Genomic DNA, 11,288 nt, shown 5'->3' with positions numbered 1-11,288 from the left:
GCCCACCCGCGTCACCCACACCCCCGAGCAGCAGGCGCGGTTCGAAACAGCCCTCGTCTCCGACCTGCGCTCCTCCGCCGCCCGCTACCCCCAGGACAAGCCGCTGCGAGCGTTGATCACCGATCTTCAGCGCACCAGCGACCGTTTCCACGGCCTGTGGGACTCCCACGCCGTGGGCTTTCACACCACCGACAGCAAAACGGTCCATCACCCCGACCTCGGACCCGTCACCATCGACTGCGACACCCTCACCGTCCCCGGCAGTGACCTGCGCATCGCTGTCTGCTCCGCACCGCCTGGCACCACCACAGCCGACCAGTTCGATCTGCTCACCACCATCGGGACGCAGGCCCTGACCTGACCCACATACGAGGAACAGCGCATCGCCGATGGCCAGGATGGTCGGGTGAAGAGAATTCCTGTCTCCTGGCCGAAAGACTGACGCGCGTTCAGGCCACCGGGTCGAGGAACGTCAGAACGGAGGCGTCCTCCTCGATCAGTGGACCGAGCGCGGTGTTGAACGGGGCACCGTACGGGGCGTCGAGGTGTGCCTGGAAGGCGTCCTCGTCCCGGTACACCTCGAAGATCCAGAAGGCGCGTGCGTTCGATGCCTTGGTATGGACGTCGAAGGCGAGGTTGCCTTCCTCCTCACGCACCTTCCCGGCGTACTCCATGAGCAGCCGGGCGACTTCGCCCTCGGCTCCCTCGCGGGCGGTGAACTCGGCCAACAGGGTCTTCTTCACGGTTTTCGTCCTTGTCAGTCGCGGTAGGAGCCGAGGTGCCAGACGGTGGCCTGGTCCAGCCTCACCGAGCCGTTCTCGGCGAAGACCCGCACTCCCCGGCTGGTGGGGTCGGGAAAGATCTGATCGGTGATCACGGACTCGCCCCTGCCGCCGAAGACCTCGACGGACGACTCGTCGACGAGGACGCGCAGCTTGACCTTGCCGTTCTCGGCCTTCATGGGTGCGCGCTGCACGCCGGGGAAGGCGCTGCTGAAGCCGACCTCACCGGAGTGGGTGCGGTCGACGTACAGCTCCTGGGTCGTGGTGTCGTAGCCGATGACCGTCTCCTCTCCCCCGGTGCCGGTGCGCACCTTGAGGCCGAAGCGTTCGGCGTCCTTGAGGGAGAACGTCGTCTCGATGTCGAGGCCCTTGCCCTGCGCGTTCGCGCCGATGAGCGGCTGCGAGGTGGTGGTGACGGTGACCCCGGACGCCGTGGCCGGCCGCCCCTCGCGCAGGGACGCGAGGCTGTCGACCGGTTCGCTGGTCAGCTGGATGCGGCCGTCGACGGTACGCAGGGCCATCTGGCGTGGGATGCTCTGCGCTCCGCGCCACGGGGAGGTGGGGATGGAGCCGCCGTACTCCCAGTCGTTCATCCAGCCGATCATGTACCGCCGGCCGCCCGGGGCGTTCTCCCAGGACACCGCCGCGTAGTAGTCCTTGCCGTAGTCGGCCCAGTCGGCGCGCTGGGCGACGGACTTGGCGGGTGCGGAGGCGGTGGTGAACCGGTCCGCCATGATGTGGCCCCAGCCGTCGGTGTTGTTGTCGACGAGCTGGATCTGCGCCGTCTTGCCGACGTAGGGGCGCATGTCGAAGGAGGCCCAGTCCAGAGTCTCGCTGTTGGAGCCGGTGGCGCTCGCGACCACTTGGCCGTCGACGAGCAGGTTGACGGACGTCTCGCGGGAGACGGGCTGAGCCCGGGTGGTGCCGAAGGCCGGGCCGGTCGCCGTCCAGCCGCCGTAGGTGTCGCCTTCGAGGTCGGCGAGACCCGTCCCCCTGGGCACGGGGCCCCGTTCCAGCACGGTGTCGTCCTGGTGCGGGTGGTTGCCGCCGCCGACCTTGAAGTTCAGGTACGGGTTGTCGACCGTGAAGGGCGGTGAGGTGAGGGTGCCGGTGGTGGCGTCGCCGCTGTGGAAACTGTTGGCGAACCCCTCGCCGTCGTATCCGGCGACCTCACTCTGCCCGGCCAGCGATCCGGTCGCCGGGGCTTCGCCGAAGGCCGTCCCGGTGGCCTTCCACGTACCGAAGTCCGTGCCTTCGAAGTCCTGCACGATTACGCCGGGGGGCGGGGTGTAGCTGCCCTTGTCGTCGGCAGTGAACGTCCTGCCGTCGAAGTCGCCTACGAAGTACTGGGTGCCCGATCCACCGGTGATGCCACCCGGGTTGATGTTGACGACCAGCACCCATTTGATCCTCTTCTTGTCCCCGTCGACTGCCAGCGGGAACAGGTCGGGGCACTCCCAAGCGCCCCCCGTCGCGCCGGCCGGGCCGAAGTCGCTGAGCAGCTCCCAGTTCTTGAGGTTCTTGGACGAGTGGAACCGCACCTTGTGCTCGGCGGACAGCGACACCGTCATCAGCCAGCTCTGGGTGGGCGCGAACCACTGCACCTTCGGATCGCGGAAGTCCTTCGAGCCGAGGTCGATGACGGGATTGCCCTGGTATTTGGTCCAGGTCCGTCCGCGGTCGGTGCTGTAGGCGATCGATTGCGCCTGCTTGCCCGTGCCCTTGTCGTTGCTGGTGTAGATGGCCACCATCGGCGGATTCGCCTTCGTACCGAACCCGGTGGTGTTGGTCCAGTCGACGACGGCACTCCCCGAGAAGACCATCTCCTTGTCGTCGTGCGAGAGGGCGAGCGGCAGCTCCTTCCAGTGCACGAGGTCGCCGCTCACCGCGTGGCCCCAGGACATGTCTCCCCAGGAGTTGCCGTCCGGGTTGTACTGGTAGAAGAGGTGGTACTCGCCCTTGAAGTACACAAGGCCGTTGGGGTCGTTCATCCAGTTCTTCTGCGGTGTGTAGTGGAACTCGGGCCGGTAGGTCTCGCTGTACGGCGGCTTGTCGTCGGCGACCGCCTGCGGGGCGAGCGAGGCCCCGGACAGGGCGCAGACGGTCGCTACCGCCGCGATCATCCGTGCGCGGGCGTGCCGGGGTACACGTACAGAGCTCATGGCGTCTCCTGGGGGCGGCGGCGATCCGCGCGGCGAAGCCTGCTGCCCGGCGCGGAAGCACCGAAAGGTGATGCCCTGAGACCGGCACCGTCGTCCGGGGTGCCGAACCAGGGTGTCATCGTCGACTTGTGTCATCGATGACAGCGAGTGCCTGATGATGAGCGCAATACAGCCGACTCGTCAACGGTTCCGGCGCGACGGTTTGCCGCGTCGTTACGCGGTGCCCACGGCCGCGGACTGGGTCAACTGGTCCCGCCACGGCGGGTTGGGGCCCGCTGCGGAGCAGGTCAGGGCCGCCACGCGGGCGGCGAAGGCGCAGGCGTCGGCGACGTCGTCGAGACGCAGTTCGGTCAACCGGCCGCCGAGCAGTCCGCGGGCGCCGAGGTGGTGCAGGAGGCCGGCGGTGAAGGAGTCCCCGGCCCCGACCGTGTCGACCACCCGCGTCGCGGGAGCGGGCACGCGGAGTCGTTCGCCGTCGAGCGAGGCCAGGGCGCCGTCGGCGCCGCGCGTGATCACGACGAGCCGCGCCCCGGCGGCGTGCCAGAGGTCGCACGCCCGCTCCGGAGACGCCTGCGGCAGGAGGAGTTCGAGGTCGTCCTCGCTCAGCCGGAGCACATCGGCGAGGCCGCACCAGCGCGCCAGCCGCGCCCGATAGACGTCGGGATGCACCAGATGCGGACGGACGTTGGGATCGATGCTGATGGTCGTGCGGGGTGCTGCCGCCGCCAGGAATTCTTCCACCACCGCTCCGCCGGGTTCGCGGACCAGGGTCAGGGATCCGGTGTGCAGACAGGCCGTTTCGGACAGGTCGACGCGCTCCAGCTCGTCGGCCGTCCACTGCCAGTCGGCGGTGTTCTGTGCGTGGAAGGAGAACGCGGCCTGCCCGGTGGCATCCAGCTCCGCCACCGCCAGGGTGCTGGGCTCCGCGGCCCGTACGGCGTCCGACAGGTCAACCCCCGACGACTCCAGGTGGGCGCGGAACAGACGGCCGAACACGTCGTCGGACAGGCGCGTGAGGAGGCGGGTCGGGCTGCCGAGGCGGGCCAGGGACACGGCCGTATTGGCAGGTCCTCCACCTGGCAGTACGCGCAGAGCCAGTTCGTTCGAGGCGCTCGCGGGTTCGGGGAACGCATCGGCGACGCACTCTCCGAGGACGGTGATCTGGCGCGGGTTCATGGGCTGCTCTTCTCTGCCGGATGGTCGAGGGAGGGTGGGACGCGACGGTCGGGTGGTGGGTGCGGCTGCCGGACGGGCACGGCAGCAACGCGTGCCGGGGTTTGCCGATTTGTGACAACCGCAAGGCATTGACGTTTCCCGGAAGCGGAGTCCATCATCCTCGTCAAGCAGTGTCAACGATGACATAAGTCAACGATGACATTCCCGGTCGGCACACTCCGATGCCGCCGCTCGTCCGCGATCCCGCAGGAGTCGTTCATGTCTCGCGTCCCTCGTCCGCCTTCGTTCCTTCTCACCGTCGCCGCGTGCACCGCGGTGACGGCCCTCGCCCTGACGGCCTGCGGATCGGGTTCGGGTTCGGCGTCCTCCGGCTCGGGCACGGTGAAGATCGGGCTGATCACCAAGACCGACACCAACCCGTTCTTCGTGAAGATGAAGGAGGGCGCGGGGAAGGCGGCCAAGCAGGACGGCGCCCAACTCATGACGGCGGCGGGCAAGTTCGACGGGGACAACGCCGGTCAGGTCGCCGCGATCGAGAACATGGTCGCCGCCGGGGTGAAGGGCATCCTGATCACTCCCAGCGACTCGAAGGCGATCGTGCCCGCGATTCAGAAGGCCAAGGCCAAGGGCGTCATGGTCATCGCGCTCGACACCCCGACCGAGCCGCAGAGCGCAGTCGACGCTCTCTTCGCCACCGACAACTTCAAGGCCGGCGAGCTGATCGGCGAGTACACCAAGGCGGCCATGAGGGGCAGGGCCGCGAAGATCGCCACGCTGGACCTCGCACCGGGTGTGTCCGTGGGCGTCCAGCGGCACAACGGGTTCCTCAAGGGCTTCGGGGCCACCGACAAGGACGTCGCGTGTGCCCAGGACACCGGCGGCGACCAGGCCAAGGGCCAGACCGCGATGGAGAACTGCCTGCAGAAGGAGCCCGGCATCAACGTCGTCTACACGATCAACGAACCGGCCGCCCTGGGCGCGTACACCGCGTTGAAGGCGAAGAGCCGGGAGAAGGACGTCCTGGTCGTCTCGGTCGACGGCGGCTGCACCGGCACCCGGGCCGTCGAGGACGGCAAGATCGCCGCCACTTCGCAGCAGTACCCGCTGAAGATGGCCACCGAGGGCGTCAAGGCCGTCATGGCGTACGCCAAGGGCGGCAAGAAGGTATCCGGTTATACCGACACCGGCGCCACCCTGATCGCCGCCAGGGCCGAAGCGGGTGTCACCTCCAAGGACACCGGCTACGGGCTGGAGAACTGCTGGGGCTGAGCCACTCGGCCCGCTCCCACCGCCGTACGCATCCTCCCCCGACAAGGACTCCGGTCCTCCGAAAAAGGACTTCGGTCTACCGACAAGGACCTCAAGGACCTCGTATGACCGCTACATCCACGCCCCCGAGCACATCCTCGCCCTATGCCGGGCTCACCGCGCCGACCGCGGCCCGCAGGGTGCTCACGGCACCGACCACCGGCCCGCTGATCGCCCTCCTTCTGGCGTGCGCCTTCTTCTCCGTCTCCTCGGACCACTTCCTCACCGGCGGGAACTTCTCCCTGATCGTGCAGCAGGTCATGGTCGTCGGCACCCTCGCCATCGGACAGACCCTGATCATCCTCACCGCGGGCATCGACCTGTCGTGCGGAGCGGTGATGGCGTTCGGCAGCGTCGTCATCGCCAAGACGGCCGCCGAGGGCTCCCTGCCCCCCTTCCTCGCCATCGCCCTGGGCCTGGTCGTCTGCGGCGGTTTCGGTCTGCTCAACGGGCTGCTCGTCCAGAAGATCCCGCTGCCCCCGTTCATCGTGACCCTCGGCATGCTCAACGTGGCGTTCGCGCTGACCCACATCTACTCCGAGGAGCAGACGATCAGCAGTCTGCCGGGCCCGCTGACTGCCCTCGGACAGACCTTCCCGCTCGGACACACCGACATCACCTACGGCTCCCTGGTCACCGTCGCCCTGTTCCTCCTCCTCGCCCACGCGCTGAGCAATACCGGCTGGGGACGGCACGTCTACGCCCTCGGCAACAGCCAGGAGGCGGCACGCCTGAACGGCATCCGCACCTCCCGGCTCACCATCGGCATCTACGCCGTGGCGGGCGTCCTGTACGGGATCGCCGCCCTGCTGCTCATCTCCCGTACCGGCGTCGGCGATCCGCAGGCGGGGCAGACCGACAACCTCGACAGCATCACGGCGGTGGTCCTCGGCGGCACCAGCCTCTTCGGCGGACGCGGTTCGGTGCTCGGCACGTTCATCGGTGTCCTCATTGTCGGTGTGTTCCGCAACGGCCTGCAGCTCATGGGCGTCGCCTCCATCTACCAGACCCTGATCACCGGAGTCCTGGTGATCCTCGCGGTGACCGTCGACCAGACCTCCCGGAAGAAGGCCCGATGAGCGCCACCCCCTCCCCGACTCCCGTTCTGCAGGCCCGCGGCCTGGTCAAGCGCTACGGACACGTGACCGCCATCGACGGCGCCGACTTCGATCTGCTGCCCGGCGAGGTCCTCGCCGTGATCGGCGACAACGGGGCCGGCAAGACCAGCCTCATCAAGGCCCTCACCGGCGCAGTGGTCCCCGACGCGGGCGAGATACGTCTGAACGGGGAGCCCATCCACTTCTCCGGACCGCAGAGCGCACGCGCCCACGGCATCGAAACGGTCTACCAGGACCTCGCCGTGGCCGCCTCCATGGACATCGCCTCCAACATGTTCCTCGGCCGCGAGCTGCGCCGCCCCGGCGTCCTCGGCAGCGCCCTCCGTATGCTGGACAAGAAGCGCATGCGGCAGGAGGCCGCAGAACACATGGCGGACTTGAAGATCGGTCTGCGCTCGCTCACGCAGTCGGTCGAGACGCTCTCCGGCGGGCAGCGACAAGCCGTCGCCGTGGCCCGTTCCGTCGCGTGGGCCCGCAGTGTCGTCGTCATGGACGAACCCACCGCCGCGCTCGGCGTCAAGGAGTCCGGCCAGGTGCTGGACCTCATCCGGCGCGTCCGCGACAAGGGCATGCCGGTAGTGCTGATCAGTCACAACATGCCGCATGTCTTCGAGATCGCCGACCGGATCCACGTCCACCGGCTCGGCCGACGGGCCGCCCTGATCAAGCCCTCCGACTACTCGATGGCGGAGGTCGTCGCCATCATGACCGGTGCTCTCGCCGTCGACGAGACAGGAGATACTGTCGTCGCGGACTCCGAGGCGGTGAAAGCCGCGGGGGTCCAGGCCACCTGACCACACGCACTCAGACTCACGGATTCCGGCCGAGGCCGCGGCCGGAACCGGAGAGCACAGGAGACGGTTTCCTCCATGGCAGCGAACCGCCGCCCCACGCTGGCCGATGTCGCACGCGAAGTGGGGGTCAGCGCCAAGACGGTCTCCCGCGTCCTCAACGAGGACGGACCGGCATCCGCGCGGACCAGGGAACAGGTGCTCGCCGCCGTGGCGAAACTCGGCTTCCAGCCGAACCTCATGGCTCGCAACATCCGTGTGGGCGGCCCCGACACCACCATCGGTCTCGTCATCCCTGACCTCGGCAACCCCTTCTTCGGTGCCGTGGCCCGCAGTATCGAGGACACCGTCCGCGACCGTGGCCTGACCCTTCTGGTGGGTTCCTCGGCCGACGATCCCGAACGCGAGCGCGCGCTGACGGACACGTTCCTCGCCCGCCGTGTCAGCGTCCTGATGGTCGTGCCGTCCGTGGGTGCCGACCACTCCGCCCTCAAGACGCACCGCGCGGCGGGCCTGCCCGTGGTCTTCATCGACCGTCCGGGAGTCGGCCTCTCCACGGACAGCGTCGTCAGCTCCAACCGGGCGGGCACCCACGAAGGCGTCGCCCACCTGGTCGCCCAAGGCCATCGACGCATCGGCTTCGTAGGCGACCTGCCGCTCAAGCTCTACACCCGCCGGGAGCGGCTGGCCGGATATCGCGAAGCCCTCCAGGAGGCCGGCCTTCCCTACGATCGCGCCCTGCTCATCAACGCCCACGACCAGCAGGGGGCAGCGGCCTCGACAGCACAGCTCCTCAACCTGTCGGATCCCCCCACCGCCCTGTTCGCCGGCAACAACATCACCGCGTTCGGGGTGGTCGCCGAACTCGTCCGCAGCAAGCGGAAGGACGTCGCCGTCGTCGCCTTCGACGACGTGCCGCTCGCCGAAGCCCTGGAGCCGGCTCTGACCGTCGTCGCCCAGGATGCCGATGAAATCGGCAGGGCGGCGGCGACCACTGCCCTGGCCCGGCTCGACGGCGACCGCTCCCGCGCCCGCACGGTCACGGTCCCGACCCGGCTGATCGTACGGGGCTCGGGGGAACAGCCCGCCCGGTGAGCGCGCCCCTCGACTTCCCGCTGGGACCCGCCACCCGCGTTGACAAGGGCGCATGTCTTCGCGGAGCTACGGCGGACAGGGCACAAAGGGCGGACGGCCACTCCTTTGGGTCGGTGCGGGTATGCGGCGTCACTCCTCCGACGGCTGACCGACGGCGTTGGCCTCGAAAAGTTCTCGGGTGCGGCGCAGCAGTGCCTGACGCACCTCGTCCGGGGACAGCACTTGTAGCGGGCTGCCCAGGCTGAGCAGGTATTTGGCCAGTCCGTCCGCGTCGGGGCCGCCGATCTCTACGACAGTGGCGTCGGGGCCGTCCGGGCGGTGGGTGCCAACGGTCGGCGGGACCAGCCGCAGCGCCCGCTCCACGGGCAGCGGCAGAAGAATCGTCACGTAGAGCGGGTACGTGCCGACGGCGATGCCCTGGGAGACGAGCAGCGCCGGGTCGGGCGGATCGAGGAGTTCTGCCGCATGCCCGGTCGACTGCGCCTGCGTCACCCGGTCGGCCCGGAAGGTCCGCCATTGGTTCCGCGCCACATCGCGGGCGACGAAGTACCAGCGGCGCCCGGTGTGTACGAGGCGGTACGCGTCGACGTCCCTGACAGTGGCGTTCCCCTCCCGGTCGCGGTACGACAGACGGGTTCGCTCCCCCCAGCGGCAGGCGGTGGCCAGTTGCAGCAGCATGCCGGGCGCGATCTGCGGCTCGTCGGGCCTGGGTGTGTGCACGAACGCGGCATCCATCTCGGCCAGCCGGTCCGCGATCCGGGGCGGCAGGACCTGCCGTAGTTTCAGCAGCGCCGACAGCGCGGCCTGGTCGCTGCCGAGGACGCCGCTGAGCGCGGCCTCGCGCAAGGCGACGGCCACGGCGAGTGCCTCCTCGTCGTCGAGGACCAGCGGCGGCACCCGGCTTCCGCCGCCCAGACGGTAGCCGCCCCACGGCCCGGGCTCGGACTCGACGCCGTAGCCCAGTTCCCGCAGCCTGGCGATGTCCCGGCGGACCGTGCGCTCGGTGACCTCCATCCGCTCGGCCAACTCGCCGCAGGTCCAGGACGGCCGGGCGGACAGCAGCGAAACCAGGCGCAGCAGACGGGCGGAGGTGCTGATCACATCCCGAATTCTCTCCCATGACCAGGACGGGAACTGTCCTGGTCCCGTCATAGCGTCTTCCCATGAGCACCGAAACCACATCCGCATCGGCATCTACATCCGCACCCGCGATCCGCTACGCCGCCGTCACCTTCGACTGTCCGGACCCGGCCGAGCTGGCCCGCTTCTACGGCAGCGCTCTCGACCTCCCCGTCGCGTACTCCAGCGAGGACTTCATCCTGCTCGGCCAGGAGGGCTCGCCCGGACTGGGCTTTTCCCGGCTCGCCGGCTACCGGCGTCCCACTTGGCCGGACCCGTCCCAGGAGAAGCGGGCGCACATCGATCTGGGGGTCGACGACCTCGACACCGCCCAGGCCCGGCTGCTGGCCCTCGGCGCCACCGAGCCCGCGGAACAGCCGCAGCCTGATCGATGGAGGGTCCTGCTGGACCCGGCCGGCCATCCCTTCTGCATTTCCACCCTGGTCTGAAGATTCTCCGAGGGTCACGGAGCGAAGGAGGGGCCCTGCGGTGGACAAGGCCAGCACCCTGAAAGAGTGCCGACCTCCCGCCTGCCCGCGTATCTACGCCTCCTCTAGCGGCCATTGCTTCTGCGGCCGGCGGTTCCGCAGCTCCTAGTAGGGCATCTTCTCCGACCAGGCCCAGGGGGACCCGACTCCGCTATTGGTGAGCCGCGCGATGCCCCACACGCCCAAGGAGCAGCTCGTGTAGGCGTAGTTGCTGAGCACGGTGCCGCCGCCGGGGTATATGTGGTTGCCGGCGGAGTCACCGTTGATGCCGTACGTGGTGCAGCTGGTCCCGCGACTGCGAAGAGGGGCGCGGTCGGGCTCAGACTGGGGCGTGGGCGCAAGCCCGCACAGCCGCACGGTCCATGGACACCCACCCCCCGGCCTGGCTCACATCCTGCAAGAACCGAGCGTCACGCTGACGGTTGGGCGAGTTTGGTGGCCACGGCGTCGAGGACCCAGTCCAGGCCGGTGGTAAAGGATGTCTCGGCGTCCACGTCCGTGCCGTCGTACACGGCCTTGGCCAGCGCCGGGAAGCGGCCGGTGGCCAGCATTCTCGTCACATGCGGGCCGTGGGCGCGCTGCCAGTCGTGCTTGGACAGGCCCGTGGCACGCTCGGCCCGCAGGTTCGCGATCTCGCGCCTGATCGCGCCAATGCAGTAGGAGCTGACGGTCTCCACGGCCCGCATGACGGTGTCGATGTCAGCAAGGCCGTCGAAGGCGGCCAGCGTGGCCTCGGTCACGGTGAGGCCGTTCGGACCCAGTGTCGGGCGACCGCCGAGCAGGTCGGCCAGCCATTCGTGGCGGAGGGCGGTCTGCCTGGTGCGCTGGGCGTAGCCGCGCAAGGCCTCCCGCCAGTCACCGGGCTGCTCCTCGGGGAGGGTTTCGGCCTGGACCTCGTCCAGCATGAGGTCGAACAGCTCTTCCTTGGTGGAGATGTATCGGTACAGGCGCATCGGACCGGCGCCCAGGCGGGCCGCGACCTTGCGCACCGACACCGCTTCCAGCCCGCCCTCGTCGGCCAGTGCGATGGCGGCGGCGACGATCCGCTCCCGGTCGAGCGGCGCGGGGCGAGTCGGCGGCTCGGGCCGGTCCCAGACAGTCATGCTCACACCGTACCGTTGCGATGCGCCGTACCGGAGCAATACAGTGTATCGGCATGAGACATCGCATCGCAGTGGTCGGGAGCGGTCCTGCCGGCCGGTCTTACCTTCGCCCGTGTCCTGCACCGCCATGACCACCCCGTCACCGT

General features: G+C 69.0%; 10 protein-coding genes and 1 pseudogene. 6 read left to right on the top strand and 5 right to left on the bottom strand.

The features are described 5' to 3' along the window. Positions 1-361, top strand: a pseudogene (locus ACJA3G_RS18485) (transcriptional regulator); the annotation flags it as partial. An 88-nt stretch (positions 362-449) separates the two neighbouring features. Here the strand turns inward: ACJA3G_RS18485 and ACJA3G_RS18480 are convergent. The 3 genes from ACJA3G_RS18480 to ACJA3G_RS18470 all read right to left on the bottom strand — a co-directional run bounded on the left by ACJA3G_RS18480 (position 450) and on the right by ACJA3G_RS18470 (position 4,120). After that, positions 450-743, bottom strand: a complete 294-nt coding sequence (locus ACJA3G_RS18480; protein WP_406554108.1) for a putative quinol monooxygenase — start codon at positions 741-743, stop codon at positions 450-452. Between the two features lie 14 nt (positions 744-757). After that, on the bottom strand, positions 758-2,944 hold the full coding sequence (locus ACJA3G_RS18475; protein ID WP_406554107.1) for a glycoside hydrolase family 32 protein: 2,187 nt from the start codon (positions 2,942-2,944) through the stop codon (positions 758-760). 213 nt (positions 2,945-3,157) lie between these two features. Further along, complete coding sequence (locus ACJA3G_RS18470) at positions 3,158-4,120, bottom strand: carbohydrate kinase (protein WP_406554106.1); 963 nt, start codon at positions 4,118-4,120, stop codon at positions 3,158-3,160. A 258-nt stretch (positions 4,121-4,378) separates the two neighbouring features. Here ACJA3G_RS18470 and ACJA3G_RS18465 point away from each other — a divergent pair, with 258 nt between their 5' ends. The 4 genes from ACJA3G_RS18465 (at position 4,379) to ACJA3G_RS18450 (ending at position 8,432) form a co-directional block, all read left to right on the top strand. After that, positions 4,379-5,389, top strand: a complete 1,011-nt coding sequence (locus ACJA3G_RS18465; RefSeq protein WP_406554105.1) for a sugar ABC transporter substrate-binding protein — start codon at positions 4,379-4,381, stop codon at positions 5,387-5,389. Positions 5,390-5,493: 104 nt separating this feature from the next. Further along, positions 5,494-6,507, top strand: a complete 1,014-nt coding sequence (locus ACJA3G_RS18460; protein ID WP_406554104.1) for an ABC transporter permease — start codon at positions 5,494-5,496, stop codon at positions 6,505-6,507. Beyond that, on the top strand, positions 6,504-7,340 hold the full coding sequence (locus tag ACJA3G_RS18455; RefSeq protein ID WP_406554103.1) for an ATP-binding cassette domain-containing protein: 837 nt from the start codon (positions 6,504-6,506) through the stop codon (positions 7,338-7,340). Before ACJA3G_RS18460 ends, ACJA3G_RS18455 begins: the two co-directional genes overlap by 4 nt. A gap of 75 nt (positions 7,341-7,415) precedes the next feature. Further along, positions 7,416-8,432, top strand: a complete 1,017-nt coding sequence (locus ACJA3G_RS18450; protein WP_406554102.1) for a LacI family DNA-binding transcriptional regulator — start codon at positions 7,416-7,418, stop codon at positions 8,430-8,432. A 129-nt stretch (positions 8,433-8,561) separates the two neighbouring features. On the opposite strand, the gene ACJA3G_RS18445 is transcribed toward ACJA3G_RS18450, so the two are convergent. Further along, on the bottom strand, positions 8,562-9,533 hold the full coding sequence (locus tag ACJA3G_RS18445) for a helix-turn-helix transcriptional regulator (RefSeq protein ID WP_406554101.1): 972 nt from the start codon (positions 9,531-9,533) through the stop codon (positions 8,562-8,564). Between the two features lie 62 nt (positions 9,534-9,595). Here ACJA3G_RS18445 and ACJA3G_RS18440 point away from each other — a divergent pair, with 62 nt between their 5' ends. Further along, the gene (locus ACJA3G_RS18440) at positions 9,596-10,000 is read left to right on the top strand and encodes a VOC family protein (RefSeq protein ID WP_406554100.1); all 405 of its coding nucleotides are present in this window, start codon (positions 9,596-9,598) and stop codon (positions 9,998-10,000) included. 449 nt (positions 10,001-10,449) lie between these two features. On the opposite strand, the gene ACJA3G_RS18435 is transcribed toward ACJA3G_RS18440, so the two are convergent. Continuing rightward, entirely contained in the window at positions 10,450-11,142 is a 693-nt protein-coding gene (locus ACJA3G_RS18435) for a TetR/AcrR family transcriptional regulator (protein WP_406554099.1), read from the bottom strand. Positions 11,143-11,288: the final 146 nt, after the last annotated feature.

Origin of the sequence: Streptomyces sp. YS-3, from assembly GCF_045257485.1 — a bacterium.
Lineage (GTDB): Bacteria > Actinomycetota > Actinomycetes > Streptomycetales > Streptomycetaceae > Streptomyces.
The sequence above is the reverse complement of the archived record's forward strand: the minus strand, read 5'-3'. Positions and strand labels throughout refer to the sequence as shown.

Excerpts from the sequence above, each read along its gene's own strand:
- ACJA3G_RS18470 (WP_406554106.1), bottom strand. The coding sequence starts at position 4,120 with ATGAACCCGCGCCAGATCACCGTCCTCGGAGAGTGCGTCGCCGATGCG.
- ACJA3G_RS18465 (WP_406554105.1), top strand. The coding sequence starts at position 4,379 with ATGTCTCGCGTCCCTCGTCCGCCTTCGTTCCTTCTCACCGTCGCCGCG.
- ACJA3G_RS18455 (WP_406554103.1), top strand. The coding sequence starts at position 6,504 with ATGAGCGCCACCCCCTCCCCGACTCCCGTTCTGCAGGCCCGCGGCCTG.
- ACJA3G_RS18440 (WP_406554100.1), top strand. The coding sequence starts at position 9,596 with ATGAGCACCGAAACCACATCCGCATCGGCATCTACATCCGCACCCGCG.
- ACJA3G_RS18475 (WP_406554107.1), bottom strand. The coding sequence starts at position 2,944 with ATGAGCTCTGTACGTGTACCCCGGCACGCCCGCGCACGGATGATCGCG.
- ACJA3G_RS18450 (WP_406554102.1), top strand. The coding sequence starts at position 7,416 with ATGGCAGCGAACCGCCGCCCCACGCTGGCCGATGTCGCACGCGAAGTG.
- ACJA3G_RS18460 (WP_406554104.1), top strand. The coding sequence starts at position 5,494 with ATGACCGCTACATCCACGCCCCCGAGCACATCCTCGCCCTATGCCGGG.
- ACJA3G_RS18435 (WP_406554099.1), bottom strand. The coding sequence starts at position 11,142 with ATGACTGTCTGGGACCGGCCCGAGCCGCCGACTCGCCCCGCGCCGCTC.